Origin of the sequence: Amycolatopsis sp. QT-25 (assembly GCF_029369745.1) — a bacterium.
Lineage (GTDB): Bacteria > Actinomycetota > Actinomycetes > Mycobacteriales > Pseudonocardiaceae > Amycolatopsis.
Genome location: NZ_CP120210.1, coordinates 1608887 through 1625567, shown reverse-complemented (window position 1 = coordinate 1625567; position 16681 = coordinate 1608887). Strand labels below are relative to the sequence as shown.

12 protein-coding genes and 2 pseudogenes are annotated in these 16681 nt (G+C 63.9%); 7 read left to right on the top strand and 7 right to left on the bottom strand.

All coding sequences use genetic code 11. The annotated features are described in order from the left end of the window. Positions 1-83: 83 nt before the first annotated feature. Together P3102_RS07615 and P3102_RS07610 are read right to left on the bottom strand one after the other, a co-directional pair. Positions 84-668, bottom strand: a complete 585-nt coding sequence (locus P3102_RS07615) for a hypothetical protein (RefSeq protein ID WP_276367681.1) — start codon at positions 666-668, stop codon at positions 84-86. After that, complete coding sequence (locus P3102_RS07610; RefSeq protein WP_276367679.1) at positions 665-1174, bottom strand: hypothetical protein; 510 nt, start codon at positions 1172-1174, stop codon at positions 665-667. Before P3102_RS07610 ends, P3102_RS07615 begins: the two co-directional genes overlap by 4 nt. Before the next feature lie 322 nt (positions 1175-1496). On the opposite strand from P3102_RS07610, the gene P3102_RS07605 reads away from it, so the two are divergent. Beyond that, positions 1497-1646 carry a hypothetical protein gene (locus tag P3102_RS07605; RefSeq protein ID WP_276367678.1) on the top strand — a complete coding sequence of 50 codons (150 nt, stop codon included), beginning with the start codon at positions 1497-1499 and terminating at the stop codon, positions 1644-1646. Between the two features lie 29 nt (positions 1647-1675). Here P3102_RS07605 and P3102_RS07600 read toward each other — a convergent pair whose 3' ends face one another. Next, entirely contained in the window at positions 1676-1879 is a 204-nt protein-coding gene (locus P3102_RS07600; RefSeq protein WP_276367676.1) for a hypothetical protein, read from the bottom strand. Between the two features lie 146 nt (positions 1880-2025). Here P3102_RS07600 and P3102_RS07595 point away from each other — a divergent pair, with 146 nt between their 5' ends. After that, positions 2026-2394, top strand: a complete 369-nt coding sequence (locus tag P3102_RS07595; protein WP_276367675.1) for a winged helix-turn-helix domain-containing protein — start codon at positions 2026-2028, stop codon at positions 2392-2394. Between the two features lie 223 nt (positions 2395-2617). Here P3102_RS07595 and P3102_RS07590 read toward each other — a convergent pair. Continuing rightward, positions 2618-3435, bottom strand: a protein-coding gene (locus P3102_RS07590) for an IS5 family transposase (RefSeq protein ID WP_276363339.1) whose coding sequence is annotated in 2 segments (ribosomal slippage) — positions 2618-3093 and positions 3093-3435 — 819 coding nt in all. Because the reading frame shifts where the segments join, the coding sequence is not laid out codon by codon here. A gap of 365 nt (positions 3436-3800) precedes the next feature. Between P3102_RS07590 and P3102_RS07585 the strand changes: the two are divergent. Further along, positions 3801-4327 (top strand): annotated as a pseudogene (locus P3102_RS07585) (transposase). A gap of 80 nt (positions 4328-4407) precedes the next feature. On the opposite strand, the gene P3102_RS07580 reads toward P3102_RS07585, so the two are convergent. The 3 genes from P3102_RS07580 to P3102_RS07570 all read right to left on the bottom strand — a co-directional run bounded on the left by P3102_RS07580 (position 4408) and on the right by P3102_RS07570 (position 7820). Then, positions 4408-5703 carry an IS256 family transposase gene (locus tag P3102_RS07580; protein ID WP_346660167.1) on the bottom strand — a complete coding sequence of 432 codons (1296 nt, stop codon included), beginning with the start codon at positions 5701-5703 and terminating at the stop codon, positions 4408-4410. After that, a complete protein-coding gene (locus P3102_RS07575; protein WP_276367673.1) occupies positions 5703-6845 on the bottom strand; it encodes a substrate-binding domain-containing protein in 1143 nt (380 codons plus the stop codon). The genes P3102_RS07580 and P3102_RS07575 overlap by 1 nt, the downstream gene beginning before the upstream one ends. Before the next feature lie 372 nt (positions 6846-7217). Beyond that, the gene (locus P3102_RS07570; RefSeq protein WP_276367671.1) at positions 7218-7820 is read right to left on the bottom strand and encodes a TetR/AcrR family transcriptional regulator; all 603 of its coding nucleotides are present in this window, start codon (positions 7818-7820) and stop codon (positions 7218-7220) included. 172 nt (positions 7821-7992) lie between these two features. On the opposite strand from P3102_RS07570, the gene P3102_RS07565 reads away from it, so the two are divergent. From P3102_RS07565 to P3102_RS07550, 4 genes and pseudogenes are all read left to right on the top strand, one after another. Further along, positions 7993-12339: a leucine-rich repeat domain-containing protein gene (locus P3102_RS07565; protein ID WP_276367669.1), complete on the top strand. Its 4347-nt coding sequence runs from the start codon at positions 7993-7995 to the stop codon at positions 12337-12339. Positions 12340-13077: 738 nt separating this feature from the next. After that, entirely contained in the window at positions 13078-13902 is an 825-nt protein-coding gene (locus tag P3102_RS07560) for a hypothetical protein (protein ID WP_276367668.1), read from the top strand. Between the two features lie 49 nt (positions 13903-13951). Next, a pseudogene (locus P3102_RS07555) lies at positions 13952-15248 on the top strand (IS3 family transposase); the annotation flags it as partial. 459 nt (positions 15249-15707) lie between these two features. After that, positions 15708-16667, top strand: coding sequence for a hypothetical protein (locus P3102_RS07550; RefSeq protein WP_276367666.1), 960 nt, complete (start codon positions 15708-15710; stop codon positions 16665-16667). The last annotated feature ends 14 nt before the right edge of the window (positions 16668-16681 follow it).

Below are 16681 nucleotides of genomic sequence, written 5' to 3'. Positions count from 1 at the left end.
TCGTCGTACGACGCGAAGCCGGGGAGTCGTTGGTCCCCTGCCCACGACGCGGCGGTTTAAAGGCATCTGATCTTGGTTTGTGATCATCTGACCGGATTGGAGGGGAGGCGTGGGTTGTTGATCAAAGTATGAGTTTTCGCCGCCGGAGACCAGAAGAAGCTGACCGTCCGGCCCGGTCCCGAAACCACGGAACGAACCCGGTTGATGTGGCCGGTCAACGTAGCCCGGACCCGCCCGTCGTCGGGATCCCAGAGCCGTACCGTGTGGTCGGCGCCGGCCGACGCGAGCAGCGGCCCGTCATCGGCTGCGCTCATGAGTGCGACGCCGCGTACCCGGACGGTATGGCCCTCACGACCAAGCCGCGAGGCGGGCTTGTCCGGATCCCATAGCCTAATCGTCCGGTCGTCACTCGCCGATGCGAGCAGCACCCGGCCGTCAGGCCGACTGGCGAGCGCGACGCCGCGCATCCAGTCCGTATGGCCCTCAAGCGTCGCGACCGTCGTCCGCCCTTCCAGGTTCCATACCCGGACGGTCCGGTCGTCACTGCCTGAGGCCAGCAATGATCGGCCGTCCTGGGTCAAGACGGCGGACAGTGCCCGGACCGGTCCAGTGTGATTATCAAGAACGCCGAGTTCCACGACGGTCCCTGGGTCCCACAGCCGGATCATGCGGTCCTCGCCAGCCGTGCAAGCTCAAGCCGGCCGCCGGGTCCCGGACAGAACGCGACGCCGAACACCGGCCTCGTATGGCCCATGCCGCTGCCGAGGGGCGCGCCCGTTCCGGCGTCCCAGAAGCGCACGACCCGGTCCGCGCCGCCGGAGGCAAGCAGCGTACGACCGCTAACGCGCACCGATTGCGGCGCCAAGGAGCCCAAGAACCAGACATGAAGATCCGTCAGATTCGCCTCAAGAACTTTCAGTCGTTTGGTTCTGTACCGACGACCATCGACCTTGAGGAACTCACCTACGTCCTCGGTCCGAACGGGTCGGGCAAGACGGCCGTCCTTGAGGCTCTGTCGCGACTCTTCAGCCCACTCGCTGTTCAGCGCACCGTACGGGTCGAGGACTTCCATGTCCCGGTTGACCGAAGCGCCAGCGAAGTCCACGCCGAGCAGCCTGTGCTCTGGCTTGAGGTCGACATCGAGTTTCCGGAGGCCGGAGACGATGGACAGCACGCGTCGGTCCCGCCGAGTTTCTCGCACATGGCGCTTGAGACTCCAGGCGGCGCACCCCGCATCCGTGTGCGCTTGACGGCTGTGATCGCGGCGGACGGCGAGATTGACGAGACGATTAAGTACGTCCTTCAGGCTGACGAGGAAGGCGAGCCAACCAGCCGAGCTGAGATGTCTCGCTACGACCGAGGGCACATCGAGGTCCCACTATCTGCCAGCTCGCCGCGATCCAGCCGACCACATCTCGTACACCACCGCGTCCCTCGTCGGTCGAACCCTGCGCGCCGCTGACTGGAGTTCTGAGCGCGAGGCGCTTACCGTCCTCATGACTGACATCACCGATGTTCTCGTCGCCAACGTCGCGGTCGCGACGATCGGGGGCCAGTTGGCCGAGGAGTGGTCTGGCCTCCACTCGGGAGCGTTCTTTAAGGATCCGTCCATCGCCTTCGGGCGCGGTGAGCTTGAGGGGCGCTGAATGCTTTTGCCAGGGCGTCATCAACGGTGTCAGCCATACTGCACCCCGATGCACGGGGTTTTGCCGTGAGCGACGCAAGCTCGCCAATAGCTGGCCCACTGCAACGCGAACTCGCGTGCTACCAGCGCCGCACGCCACTGCAATGGCGAGTTTGCGAGCTCGAACTGCTCCTCCCAGTGTTCGGCCTCGCGTTCGGCTGTTCTGAGAAGGGTGAGGAGCTTCTGCTGATTCATCCGAAGTACCTCCCGTAGTAGCTACTACACATAGGGCACCTAGTGCATTAGAACGTCAATGGTGAATCTAGGGTTTTTCGGCGGGATCATCGATGTGGTGCACTATGTGCCTGAGGCGATGGCCGCTCGATGACCCGGAGGCGGAGTTGGCGACAACCGGATGTCCGAAGTACCTGCAACTCGCTGATGACCTGCGAGGCAGGATCGCCGCGGGCACCTATCCGGTCGGCTCGCCGCTGCCGTCGACCTCACGGTTGATGTCTGAGCACGATGTGTCGGTGACGGTGGTCCGTGACGCGCTCAAGGAGTTGAAGCGCGATGGAGTGGTCGCTGGGCAGCCGGGTAAGGCTGTGTACGTAGAGCAGGTGCCGGATGCGCCCGCGCCTACCCCCGACTACGCGGGCGTCATGCGGCAGATCGAGGATCTGCGCGGCGCCGTCGAGTCGGTGGCCGAGCGCCTGGCCGCGGTGGAGGATGCGGTCCGCGCGGATCGATCTCGTTCGACAGGGTCGTGAGCCGCCGCGCCAGCTCCTCGACCTTCGCGGTGCCTACCCGCAGCTGACGGATCGGTTGGTGGTACTCGGTGGGCGTGCTGTCCATTTCCGGTTCTCCTGCGGTGTTGCTTGGAAGGAACACCGCAGAGCATCGCCGGAGAACCGCATCACCGGCCAACAACTGGGCGTAGTACAACTGCCAGTTGTGCCGTGATTGATCAGGTCGAGAGCTTTAGAGCGTGTCTTACGTGGTGAGCTTTCGGAGTTTCTTGTGGCAGGTGAGGGCGGCTCCGAGGGTAAGGAAGGCGAGGAAGTGTTCGGCTTTGCGTTCGTAGCGCAGGGTGAGGCGGCGGTATCCGGTGAGCCAGGCCATGGTTCGCTCGATCACCCAGCGGTGTTTGCCGAGTTTGTCCGCGGATTCGATGCCTTTGCGGGCGATGCGGACTGTGATGCCGCGGTCGCGGACCCAGTGTCGGAGCGCGGGCTGGTCGTAGGCCTTGTCGGCGTGCAGCTTGGCGGGCTTGCGGCGTCGCGGGCCTCGGTGGGACTTGACCGCGGGGATCGCCATCACCAGGGGTTTGAGCGCGAGCGAGTCGTGGGTGTTCGCGGCGGAGATCGCGATCGTGAGCGGCAGGCCGGCACGGTCGGACAGGACGTGGATTTTCGAGCCGGGTTTACCTCGGTCGACCGGGCTGGGGCCGGTCAGAGATCCCCCTTTTTCGCGCGGACGGAGGCGCCGTCCACGATCGCACGACTCCAGTCGAGCAAGCCCCGGCTGCCCAGTTCGTCAAGCAGTACACGATGGAGCTCGCGCCATAGCCCGGCCTCTGTCCATTGCGCGAACCGGCGGTGCGCGGTCTGGAAGGGCACGCCGAACGACGGCGGCAGATCCCGCCAAGCACATCCGCTGGTCAGCACGTACACGATCGCCGTGAACACCTGCCGCGGATCCAACGGCGCGGTCCCACCACCCTGCGGACGCGGTGTGAACGCGGGGATCAACGGCTTCACCAGTTCCCACAGCTCATCCGGCACAAGACGCAAAGACAACCGATCAACCACGACCAAGATCATGGCGCATCAGCCACCGGTCGCCACGTAAGACACGCTCTTAGCCGGCGTTGCGCTCTACCTGATCGGCGTGGCGGTGTCCCGGCGCGAATCGTGAGAACCCGTGGACGAACCGTGACCGTCGACGTGCTCTCCCTGGAAGGCTTCGAGCGGATAGCCGGGACCTGGACCTGACCGGCGCCCGAGCGCTCCGATCGTCGCAGTGCACCACACCCGCCTCGGCTCGGCGGCGTCCGGCAGGGAACATGGCACTGTCTTGGCTTTAGAGGTCAGTGCAGAATGAGCTGGCGTGTCGGTTTCGGCTGCGTGTGGGATCTTCCAGCATCATCAGATGCGTGAGCAGGTTTTGACCGAAACTGCGGGCGCGGCTGGGGCTGTTGATACCGGCACATCCACGACGCTTCCGTTATCCAGGTCGACGGCGCGCGGAAGATCGGGCTGCACTGGAGGGCATCCTCTACGTTGTGCGCACCGGCATCGGCTGGAACAGGCTGCCCACGAACCCGTCCGGCGCCTCCGGCGCCACCTGCCGGCGGCGGTGGGCCGAGTGGCAGGAGGCCGGGGTGCGGCAACGGTTGCACGAGACACTGCTCGCCGAGTTGCGGGCCGCCGGCCTACTCGACCTGCCGGCGCCGACCGCAGCTATTACCACGACAAGTACCGGCGCTTGGTCCGAGCCCGTGGCATCACCCCGCTGATCGCCCGGCGCGGTGTCGAGCATGGTTCCGGCCTGGGCAAGATCCGGTGGCCAGCCGAACGCACCTTTGCCTGGCTCAAAGGCTTCCGGAGGCTACGCATCCGCACCGAACATCAAGCCAGCATCCACCAAGCCATCCTCAGCGCTTGCTCAATCATCTGCCTCCGCAAACTCACCGTGAACTGATCCCTTAGCCCAGCGACGTGACAGCTATCTCGTTTCGTAGACCGGGCCTGTCCCGTGATCGGTGTTTCCGGCGTTGTCGATCAGTAGGTCTCGGCTCCCGGCCAGCGGTCACCGAATGTGATGGCGAAAGCGTTGATCACTGGCTTCCAACGCATCGTCCATCGAGCGCGGCCTGTCCCGGTCGGGTCCAGGCTGCGGGTCACAAGGTACAGGCACTTCATCGCGGCCTGCTCGGTCGGGAAATGTCCACGTGCACGGATCGCCCGCCGATAACGGGCGTTCAGCGACTCGATCGCGTTCGTGGAGCAGATCATCGTCCGGATCTCGACGTCGTAGTCGAGGAACGGCGTGAACTCATCCCAAGCGTTGCGCCATAAACGAATCACCGCTGCATGCTTCGCGCCCCATTTCTCTTCGAATTCGTCCAGAGCGGCCGCCGCAGCGTGCGGGCTGGGTGCGGTGTAGATGGGTTTGATGTCGCGTTTCACCGCGTCCCAGCCCCGGCGGGAAACGAGCCGGAAGGTGTTGCGGATCAGGTGGACGATACAGGTTTGCACAATGGCCTGCGGCCAGACGTTCGCCACGACGTCGGGCAGGCCTTTGAGGCCGTCGCAGACGAGGAAGAACACATCCCGGATGCCGCGGTTCTTCAGGTCGATCAGCACGCTCATCCAGAACTTCGCGCCCTCGCCGCCGACGCCCATCCACAGGCCCAGGACGTCCTTGCGGCCGTCCACGGTGACGCCGATGGCGGCGTAGACGGGCCGGTTGGCGACCTGCCCGTCGCGGACCTTGACGTGGATCGCGTCGATGAACACAGCGACGTACACCGGGTCGAGCGGGCGGCTGGCCCAGTCGTTCATTTCGGCGACGACCTTGTCGGTGATCCGCGAGATCGTTTCCTTGCTGACCGAGGACCCGTAGATTTCGGCGAAATGCGCCGAGATATCCCCGGTCGTCATTCCCTTCGCATATAGCGACAGCACAATCTCGTCCACCTCGGTCAGCCGACGCTGCCGCTTCTTCACGATCTGCGGTTCGAACGTGCTCTCCCGGTCCCGCGGAACGTTGATCCCGACCTCGCCCGCCGCATCCGAGACCACCGTTTTCGGCCGGGAGCCGTTGCGCACGTTCGTCGACTCACGATCCGGGTCGGCCTGGTTCTTCTCATGCCCCAGATGCTCGGTCATTTCCTCGTTCAGTGCCGTTTCCAGCACGTTCTTGGTGAACAGCTTCAGCAACCCGTCCGGGCCGGTCAGCGCCAGCCCGCGAGCCTTCGCCTCAGCCACCATCGCCGCCGCGGCGGCCTGCTCCGGCGACAGCTCCCGCGCCGGCTTGGACTCACGCTTACGTGGACTCACAAGCTCCGATGTCATCACTCACAGTGCCCATCCCGCCGGACCTCAGCCCGGCGTGTCGGGCCGAAAACACCGATCTTGGAACAGTCCCCGTAGACCTCCAGGTCCAGGATGGTGCGTTTTGTCGTCTTGCGGCGCTGGTGCATTTTCTCCAGAACATCGACGACACTCTCGGCAAGGCGGTGGGAGTCCTGAACGACGGTGGCTCGCAGAGGGCTCGTGCCGGCGTCGATCAGGGTCCTTGTCTCGCTGGTTCCGTCCACGCCGATGACCACGGTGTCTGTCGTGGTAGGGGAAGTGATCGTTCGGAGGGCGTCGATAGCGCCCAGTGCCATTTCGTCGTTGGTGCAGAACACGGCATCCAGACGACCTTGCTGCGAGGCGAGCAGACGAAGGTGGGAGAGCACAGCGTCGTGGGCGCGTACGCGATGGAAGGCGCAGGTGTCGTCGATGGTGATCGACACGCCGGGCAACTCGGCCTGCAGGACAGCCGCGCACCGGCGTTGCCGGGCCTGATGTTGCCCGCTGGCCACGATCAGCACGTGTGGCCGTTGCCTGTCGCCCTTGCGCAGGTGTGTCGCCAGCCACCGGCCCGCGAGGGTCCCGATGTCCGAACTGAGGTAGCCGACGAAGGCGGCGTTGCCCGGGTAGTGGCCCTCATCGTCGAACGGTTCGATGTCGGTGAAAACCACCGGCAACATCAGTTCGGAGCAGAACTCGACCAGATCCGGCCGGAGACGGTCTACTTCGGTGGCGACGATGACCCCGCCGATGTAACCCTTGCGCGCGGCCAGAATCCTGCGCAGGTGATGCGCCTGCGCGGCCGAGTCGTAGTCCCGGTCGGGCACCTTCAGCACCAGGTCGATGTTGGCGCGGTCCAGCGTGCGGTGCAGGCATTGTACCAAGCCCGCAAGCCAGTACTTCTGCCTGAATGCCGACGTCACCAGGAATGCCCGACGCGTGCGCCTAGTCCACGGCACCCACCGCAGCAGCGAAACCGTGGCCAGCACGCCTGCAACCAGAACGGTCCACGCGGGCACCTTCGCGATCAGCACATCGCTACGGAGCATCGCCAGGATCCCGGCGAGAACAAGACCACCGGTAACCGAGGTCAGGACGGCGAACCGTAGCGGAGCGCGATCGCGGTCCGGCACCTTCATCGTGAGGTCCCCCCGATCGGATGCAACCGCGAGGAGCCGACATGCCCCCGCAGGCTGTGAGTATGGGCCCGATGCCTGGCCGAGTGCCAGAGACGAGAGGCGGCTTTCGGCTCGAGCGGGGCTTCCATGGGTGCCGGTTGTGTAGCGACCGGGCGTGTGACGGCGAACGGTACCTGTCACCGAATACCAGAACTATCAGTCATTCGCGGGCCGACGGGCGTCCTTGTGTGACTGAGCGCCCGAGTGAGTCCGTTGAGCACGAGAGTCGGTCGCTGCCACTGGCTGACGACGAATGACTCGACGATGCACGCTCTGCGGCATGAGCGTGCGCCGTGCGGACAGCGTTATGAGCGCACCCACGGTGCATTCGCTTCAGGGGCGCTGTGTGTGGAGACCGTCGACGAGGATCGACAGCAATCGCGGCCCTCGCGCGTCGAGTTCGGCGTCGTCCAACCGCGACAACCAGCTGATGAGCACGATGACGTCGCGGGCTTCGGCGTCGGCGCGGACGCTGCCGGCCGAGCGACCGGAAGCCAGGAGCAGTTCCACCGCCTCACCGATCGGGCCGAGGCTGTGGGCGGCGAGGTCACGCCACGTCGCCGCCTCGACGGCGGCGAACACATCGCGCTTGACCCGGGCGTAGGCGGCCACCCGGTCGAACCACGCCGCCAACGCATCCAGCGGCTGGTGAGTCGTCAGCAGCCGCGGAGCCGCGGCAACCAGCTCTTCCACTTCATGGCGGTACACCTCGACGAGGAGGTCCTCACGTGTCGGGAAGTGCCGGTACAGCGTGCCCTGCCCGATACCGCAGGCCTTCGCGACTGCGTTGAGCTTCAGCTCTCCCGGCTCGTGCGCGAGATCGTGTGCGGCTTGAAGGATCCGTTCGCGGTTGCGCTGTGCGTCCGCGCGCCGCGATCCACCGGCTTCAGCGGAAGCGGACACGTGTCCGCTATGGTTGTCGAGGTAACCGGACATGTGTCCACTCTACGACAGGTTTCTCTCGCTGCGGATACCACCGTCCCGAACACTGAAATAGAATTGTGACCGATGGGTGGTGAGTGTGCGGACGGTTAAACTCCGGCGCGAACACTCACGGGCCTGATCGGCGGTAGCGTGTCGGTCGGCAGATCGAGGAGTAGGGAGTCGCATGCGTCCTGGGGTCGTCGAAGCGGGCAGGCGGGTCGCGAAAGCGCTCGAAGATGGTCAGACGGCACTGGATTTGAGCAACCTCGGACTCGACTCGGTGCCGCCAGGGCTGGCTGAGCTGAAGTCAATGACCACGCTGGACCTCAACGGCAACCGGCTCGCCGCCCTGCCGAGCTGGCTCGGGAACTTGCCCAGCCTCACCGAACTCGATCTCGACGACAACCGCTTTGAAGTCGTACCCCTTGAACTCGCCGAACTCGGGCAACTTAAGTCGCTGGCCATGTCCGGCAACCGAATCACCGAGGTGCCAGTCTGGTTGGCCGATCTCGCCGGCCTCACCTCGCTCAGCCTGGGCAAGAACAGACTGACCTCGTTGCCCGCGCAACTGGCCGAGCTAGATGGCCTCACCGAACTCGACCTCGGCAACAACCGGCTGCGAGATTTGCCGGAATGGCTGGGCAGCTACCCCAGACTTCGAGAGCTATACCTTGACAAACTTCTACTCACCTCAGTGCCCGGCTGGCTGGCCAACCTCACGACGCTGACCCGGCTCGATCTCGACTACAACCAGCTCTCGACCCTGCCTGACTGGCTTGGCCGCTTCAGCCTCCAACACCTCGATCTCGAGGGTAACAAATTTAGTGTGCTACCGAGCTGGCTGACCGAGCTGGGCGACCTCACCGTTCTCTACCTGGCAAACAACCAGTTCAGCACGCTCCCACCTTGGCTGGGCTGCCTAAGCGGCCTCGTCACGCTTGGCCTGAACGGCAACCAGCTGACCACTTTGCCGCCCTCGATGGCTGAGCTGACCGAGTTGAGTGAGCTTTTGCTCGACAGAAACAAGCTTGCGCCGCTGCCGAACTGGTTAGGCGAGCTGACAAACCTGAAGAAACTGGCCATCGGCAGTAATGGCCTTACGACATTGCCGGACAGTCTGGTTGAGCTTACCAGGCTGACCACTTTGTGGCTCAGTAACAACGAGCTGACCGCACTGCCAGGTTGGCTGGGCTCACTAACCGAACTCACCTGGCTGGATCTCGACCGCAACCAGCTCACCAACGTCGACGCACTGGGGAGTTTGACCAAGCTCACCCGGCTAGACCTCAACCGCAACCAGCTGAAGTTCCAGCCAGACTCACTGACGTCCCTGACGAAGTTGAGCAGGGTACACCTCGCGAACAACCAGCTTGCCGAGGTGCCCGAATGGCTAAGCCGCCTGCCCGAACTCACGGAACTCGGTGTCGACGGAAACGGCTTGACAGCCTTACCCAGCTGGCTCGGCAGCCGAGCAGAGCTGACTAGACTGGGACTCGGCCGCAATAAGCTCGCGAAGCTGCCGGAGTGGCTGGGTACGCTGACCAACCTCACCAGACTAGACCTGGACGGGAATGAGATCGCGGCACTGCCCGACTGCTTAGGCTTGCTGACCAAACTCAGCCATCTTCGTCTCTCTGAGAATCTGCTCGCGTCTTTGCCAGACTGGCTGGGAACTCTCACCGAGCTGACCTCGCTCAACCTTGACCGCAACCAACTCACCGAATTGCCGGACAGCCTCGCCGGACTGACCGGACTGACTTCGCTCCAGCTGAGTGACAACAAATTTACCGTGCTGCCCGAATGGCTGGGCGAATTCACTGGCATAGCTACGCTGCACCTCGACGGTTGCGAGCTGGACACCGTACCGGAGTGGCTCGCAAACCTGTCAGGAATCGAAACGCTGGCGCTGGATAATAACCTCCTCACCACGGTGCCAATATGGTTAGGCAACCTCACGAAGTTGAGCTATCTGTGGCTCGGCGCAAACCACATTGACAGCCTTCCGGACAGCTTTTGCAACCTGACTAATTTGTCCTATTTCGCAGTCCACAAGAATCGTCTCACTTCCTTACCTGAGAGAACTGGAGACCTCGTCGGACTGACACATCTGTTGGCATACGGAAACCAGATCAGCACTCTCCCCGACAGCCTCAACAGACTGAGCGAACTGGTCAAGATCGATCTTGACGGAAATCAGCTTACCGTTCTACCAGAAACTCTGGGCGAGTTACCCAGCTTGACACAATTACTCATCAGTGACAATAAGATCGCTGTTCTGCCGAGCTGCCTGACAAACCTTGCGAAGCTGGAAACCCTTGCGGTTGACGGTAATCCGCTGGTAAGTCCACCACCGGAGATCGCGGCGAGCGGCTCGGCGCCGGTCATATCGTTCCTGCGCGCCAGAGAAGAAGGCAGCTCCGCGCAATGGGTGTCGAAACTGCTCGTTGTCGGCGAGGGTGGTGTCGGCAAAACCTCGCTGGTCAAGGCGCTCGCCGGGGAACCCTACGATCCCGACGAGCTGTCGACACACGGCCTTCGTATCGAACACCTCGACCTCGACCACCCCAGCCAGCCGGTGCAGATGCGGCTCAGCGCCTGGGATTTCGGCGGCCAGGAGATCTACCACGCGACACACCAATTCTTCCTCACCAACCGTTCGCTGTTTCTCCTGCTCTGGAACTCGCGACTCGGCTGGGAACAAGGCAAAATCCGCTACTGGCTGGACATCATCTCCGCGCGAGCCCCGGAGTCGCCGATCCTTCTGGTGGCCACGCACGTGCACGATCGGCCCGTCGACCTGCCACTCGACGAACTCCGTGACGAGTACCCGATGATCGTCGACAGCGTCTCGGTGGACAACGCGACCAGGCACGCTCTTGACGACCTGCGAACACGGCTGGCCTGCCAAGCGGCTCAGCTTCCGCTGATGGGGTCCGAATGGCCGACCACCTGGCTGGCAGGCGCCGAAGCACTGCGTCAGGCGACCGAAAAGCATGTCACACCCGCCCGGATGTGGCGAATGCTCGCGGAAGCCGGAGTCAGCGACAAGTCGCACCAGCAGTACATCGCCAATGCACTGCACCAACTCGGCGACATCCTGTACTACGCGGATGATCCGGAGCTCGCGCAGACCGTCGTGCTGCGGCCGGAATGGGTCAACGAGTACATCAGCAAGGTACTCGACAGTCACGAAGTGGCTCTCGCGCAAGGACTTCTGACGCGCGATCACCTCGATGAGCTGTGGAGCGACCTCGATGACCGTGGTCTGCGCGACCACTTTCTCGGGATGATGGACAAGTACGACCTCTCCTACCAGATCGAAGGCGGCACGACCGGCGACGTGAGCCTCGTCGTCGAGCGCCTGCCCTGGGATCCGGGCTCATTTCTCGATAAATGGGACGAAATCCGAGGAGACCAGGAGATCCGGGTGCTCTACCGGCTCAACACCATGCCGCCTGGCATCCCGACCTGGTTCATCGCCAGAACCCACCGGTTTAGCACGCAGACCCAGTGGCGGACCGGCGCGGTGCTCAAGCACACCGATGGCAGGCATCGAGCGCTGATCAGGGCCAACCGGCACCGCAGCACCGTGGAACTGGCAGTGCGGGGCCCATCACCCGCCGCCTTCTTTTCCATCCTAGATGATGGCCTGAACCGGACGCTGGAACGGTTTCCCGGGCTCGACATCACCCGTCAAGTCCCTTGCCCCTGCCAGAACGCGTCGGGCGAACCCTGTGCGGAGCTCTACGACTATCGCGACCTGCACCGCAGATTGGAACGCACGCCGCCGCGCCACGAGATCGAGTGTCGGAAGTCCGGCGAATACGTCGACGTGCCCAGTCTGCTGCTCGGACTCGCGCCCTCAGACCGCGACGCGACCCGGATCGGGCTTCAGCGGATCGCGAAAACGCTGGAGCAGATGGACGGGAAACTCGCCGAGCAAACCGAGTACGCCCAGCGCATGTTCCTCAAACTGCAACGCCTGGCTCAACTGCAACAGGAAACCCGCTGTCCCAGCGTTTTCGCCATTGTCCCGGCAGGCCGCCGACGCCTTGGTAACGGTCAGTACGAACTGCGCCTGTACTGCGAGGAACCCGGTTCCTGGCACCGGCTGCCAGAAGAAGACGGGTGTTATGCGATCTCCCAGCCCGCCGAATGGCTCCGCAGATTCGGGCCCTACCTGCAGCATTTACTCAAAGTGCTCAAACACGCGGCGCCGCTGGCTGGTCCGGTGCTCGGCATGAGCGTGGGCGTGCTCGATCAGCACCTCAAATCCGACTGTGACCTGATGAAGGAACTGGTCGCTCAAACCCCCTCCCAGCTCCGGCACGACGACGAGCTCGACGGGATAGATCCGTCCGGCCTGCCCGCCGCACGCGCGACAAACGACGCCGACTTCCGGGCGCTGGAGGTCATGCTGACCGGCTTGGACGCCGAACGGGTTTGGGGCGGACTCTCCCGGACAGCTACCCCGGAAGGTCTCACTCTGTACCTGTGCGCCGATCATGTGACCGCCTACCGACGCGTCTAGACGGTGACGAACTCGTTGGCGAAGAAGGATTCCGCGGGCTTCCTGTGCCGTTAAGTCCTTCAGGACGACGCCGGGACAGCGGCCGTCGCCCAGCTGGACGCCACCCCTAGGTCATGGTCAGGTACTCCGTGCTCTTCTTGAGCGTGCCGATCAACGGTTCCGCCTGCTCCGGGCCTTCCCCGAGCACGCTCATGCCCCACAGCGCCTTGTTGCCGCAGTGGCGCCTCTGATTCCAATGAGCTCGTGAGTGGGCGCCCGAACGATGTCAGCAGGTGGAGCCAGAACGGCCACTGCCCTCGTCGCAACCGCGACGTTGCGCGACATGCCCACCTGGATTGAAGTGGCGAGCTAGCCCTCGCACGGCGAGGACACCTACCACGTAGCGCAAGCTGGTCTGTGACACGTCGACCAGTCTCGCTAAGTTCGTGGCTTTGGATGCGCTCCGCGGGCGGGCACATGCGGCCTCGGCCATTCGAGCGCAGCCACAGCGACAGGTTGCCTGGTCAAACTAATCGGTCAGATACAAGGCAGGGGCTGGCCCAGTAGCAGTGTCAGCACCGCCGATACCATCAGAGGGTCCCCTGCGAGTACACCTGGTCATTGATTCTGGGGATGCTCCATCCCTGAAATGCCTCACGACATGACGTGGCTTGTCGATCGCGCCTTACCGCGATGACAAGCGAGACCGGGAAGTTCGAGCCGGGGTCATGAGCCGCAACACCGCAGAGAAGATCACACGTGGGCGCACAGGACGCCATACGCGGGTTCGAGTACCAGTTTCTTTGGACCCTGGAGTACGGGCTGTCGGCACTGTTCGTCGACGATCCGGCATCCACAGCGATTCAGGTTGAGGACGTCCTGACCACCCGACTGAGGGTCGATCAGGACATCGTGGACTTCGGAGTGCGGCGCGGCGACCGCATCATGACGGTCGCCCAGATCAAGAGCGGCGGCGCAACCTCGGCGTTCACGGCGTCGAACTTCCTGTCCATTGCGGTCCGCCTGCCGACCCATTCGGCCGAGCACTACCTGGTGGTGACCAATCGCTCGGCCGGGGACAACCTCTCCGAGTTACTGATCTTAATGCGCATTGAAGGTTCTGACCTGCGCGAACGGGTACTCGCCTTGGCCGGCCGGTGGAAAGTGGCGACCGAACTGGCGGCCCAGGAGCCAGAGTTTTGGCAACGACTTGTCCGCATGGAGGTCGTGCTGGACCCGCGCGACATCGAGCAGGTTCGCGTCGACGTGCAGGAACGCGTCCGCGCAGCCCGACACCGGGTGGCACCGTCAACCGTGGGATGGGATGCGGCGGGCCTGCTGACCGGCTATCTCGTGTGGGAGGTAATGGGCAAGGCCGCAGGCCCCGCAGTGGCCGAACTGCCCATGAGCGCTCTGCTGCGCATCCTGGGGACCAGCGTCGACTCGCTCACCGCGTTGATCCGCGAGCGAGACTGGGCGATCCCGGTGACTCCGGCACCCCGAACCCCTGCGTGTCAGGGTGAGTTGAGTCCGCTGGTTCAGAGCAATCCCGGCCTGATGCAGGGCGAGATACGGATCGATTGAGATGACCCGCACGAGTATGTCCTCGCTGGTTGAGGGCGATAATGAGCGGATGGCTTCCCAGCACCCGCGTAGTGACGGGCCGCGTCGGCGGCGCGTGTTCACCGCGTCGGAGAAACTCGCCCATCTGGACGCCTACGAGGCGGCGTGTGAGCAGCACGACGGCGGCGGGTACCTGCGACGGGAAGGCCTGTACTCCTCGTTGATCAGCGAGTGGCGCAAGCAGCGCGATGCCGGCGTGCTGGCGGGCAGGAAGCCGGGCGAGAAGGTCGGCAAGCTGTCCGCGGAGCAAGCCGAGATCGCCCGGCTCACCCGGGAGAACGCCCGTTTGAACAAACGGTTGAACACCACCGAGACCGCGCTGGACATCATGGGAAAGGCGCACGCTCTCTTGGAAAGTCTTTCCGAGAGAGCGGATTCCGACGAGAAGCACAAGAAGCGCTGACCCACGCCTATGCGTCGATGACCGCCGATGGTGTGCCGACCAGGCAAGCCGCCTGGTTGACCGGTCTGGTGCGCTCGACGGCGATCCGTCACGGCAAAGCCGCCGCCGCGCCCACACCGGTCGCCGTGCCGCAACCGGCGCCGGACCCGCTCAACAGGCTGACCGTTTCCGAACGCCGACAGATCCTGCAGGTGCTCACCGGCACACGATTCGTGGACCTGGCACCGCTGCAGATTTACGCCCATCTGCTCGACGAGGGCGTCTACCTCTGCTCGGTGTCCACGATGTATCGGGTACTGGCGGAGAACAAACAAGTCAAGGAACGCCGCCGGTTGGCGCGCCACCCTAAGGCGGTCTGCCCTGAACTGGTCGCGACCGCGGCCCGGCAGGTCTACAGCTGGGACATCACCAAGCTCGCGGGGCCGGTGAAAGGCACCTACTTCGACGCCTACGTGATGATCGACATCTACTCCCGGTCATCGTCGACGTCCATGTCCACGCCCACGAATCCGGTGCCCTGGCGAAGGAGCTGATGGAACAGATTTTCACGGTCCACGGCGTTCCGCAGGTCGTGCACGCCGATCGGGGTACGTCGATGACCAGCAAAACCGTCGCCGTCCTGCTCGCCGATCTCGAGGTCACTCGATCGCACTCGCGGCCGCGGGTGTCCAACGACAACCCGTACTCGGAATCACTGTTCAAAACGTTGAAGTACGGTCCGGAATTCCCCGAACGCTTCGGATCACTGTCGGAGGCAAGACGATTCATGGACACCTTCGCCCAGTGGTACAACCACGAACATCGACACACCGGCATCGGCCTGCATACGCCCGCCGACGTCCATTTCGGCCTGGCGGCTGCCAAAGCCGCCGACCGACGCACCGTGCTCGCCGAGGCCCGCGCGGCACCCCCACCGGTTCGGTGGCATCACCACAGCACCGAAGGTGCTCGACCTCCCGACACCGTCTGGATCAACAGACCAGCCGACGACACCAACCAGGACACCGAACCCCAAGCCGCCTGACACCCACTGGCCTCACTCACCTTGACAAATTCCGTTGACGGGCGCGTACCAGCTGCGGCTCACATTGCATGTGCTCTGGCGGCGATAGGGTAAGGCGCTGTGACCGTGGAGCTCGATCACCGGGGAGGGCATATGAGCTCGTCGTTCCGTTGGATGCAGAGGCACAATAACTACTGCGTCAGCGCGGTGGAATCCGCGAAGGCAACAGAAGTGCTCAGTCGGTTCGGCGGTGACGTCACACAGAGTGTTCGCGGTGGCATCAGGGACGCGGCGGATCTACACCACGCGAACCCGAGGCATCTACCGACGCTGTGCGTCTTAGAGCTCGACGGTTGGTGCTTGGCTGTCGAACTTTTCAGTTCGGAAGGCTTACGTGAACCTGTTCTGCAGCGCACAGCGGAGGACTCGCGTGTGCTGTGCGTGGGAGTGAACTACAACGCGGAGCGCCGCCTGGCCTACGCCGACAGAGCCGGGCCGATCGGGCCCTTCCCCGCCCCACTACGCACCATGCCAGAGTGGGACCTGCTGGAACGGGTCGCCGCTCGTCTTGGACGCTCGATCGACGAGTGGTCCGACGAGAACGTGCCGGCCAGTTCAATCGAGTTCTTGGGCCGGGCCTGCGGAAGACCTGTCGACGACGAGGTCATGACCAAGTCCGGCCTCGTCAGTGTGATGCTCCCGCTGCTGCCAGCCACTTTCTCGGTCGACGTGCCTGTGAGGTCACAACTCGACGTCCGCGTGGCCGCTCTCACCGAGTCCGGCAGCGACGAGCAGCTGCGCCCTGCGGTCGCCCGTCAAGTGCAGGAGATGCTCCGAGAAGCACTCGTGGATTCGGACGCGGTCCGGTCCGCCGTGGCTGCGTCTGGTGACCATGCGGCAGAGGTGACCGACGAGTCAGCTGCAGGCCGCGATCTGCGGGCAGTGTTGGCAGAGCAGTACCTGCTGGCCGGTTCTGCCCCTGCGCGCCACACCTCGAAAAGCGCACAGGGCACACAGCCCAATCCCGAGCAGGTGCAGCGTCGTGTTTCCGCCAGCGTGGTGGCCGCCGCGCTGCTGCGCGGCGGGCCGCAGGCCGCTCTAGCAGAGATGCTGCACCGCCGGGCCGGCACGGCATGGCGGGACGATCTGATCGAGGACCTCGCCGTCGTGGTGACGACACCGGCAGCGGTCGCCAAAGCCACCATGCTGCTCGAGGAGCACCTCACGAGGCATGCCGCGTCCCGACCAGTACCCGGACTTCGCGCTCCTGTGCCCTCACACGGTAGATTTCGCTTTGATCGGCGCGGAAGCCGTCCTTGAGATCCCCTCGACTG

Coding starts and splice junctions, on each gene's coding strand:
- P3102_RS07570 (WP_276367671.1), bottom strand. CDS start 7,820: ATGTCCGGTTACCTCGACAACCATAGCGGACACGTGTCCGCTTCCGCT.
- P3102_RS07600 (WP_276367676.1), bottom strand. CDS start 1,879: ATGAATCAGCAGAAGCTCCTCACCCTTCTCAGAACAGCCGAACGCGAG.
- P3102_RS07580 (WP_346660167.1), bottom strand. CDS start 5,703: ATGACATCGGAGCTTGTGAGTCCACGTAAGCGTGAGTCCAAGCCGGCG.
- P3102_RS07605 (WP_276367678.1), top strand. CDS start 1,497: ATGACTGACATCACCGATGTTCTCGTCGCCAACGTCGCGGTCGCGACG.
- P3102_RS07575 (WP_276367673.1), bottom strand. CDS start 6,845: ATGAAGGTGCCGGACCGCGATCGCGCTCCGCTACGGTTCGCCGTCCTG.
- P3102_RS07615 (WP_276367681.1), bottom strand. CDS start 668: ATGATCCGGCTGTGGGACCCAGGGACCGTCGTGGAACTCGGCGTTCTT.
- P3102_RS07565 (WP_276367669.1), top strand. CDS start 7,993: ATGCGTCCTGGGGTCGTCGAAGCGGGCAGGCGGGTCGCGAAAGCGCTC.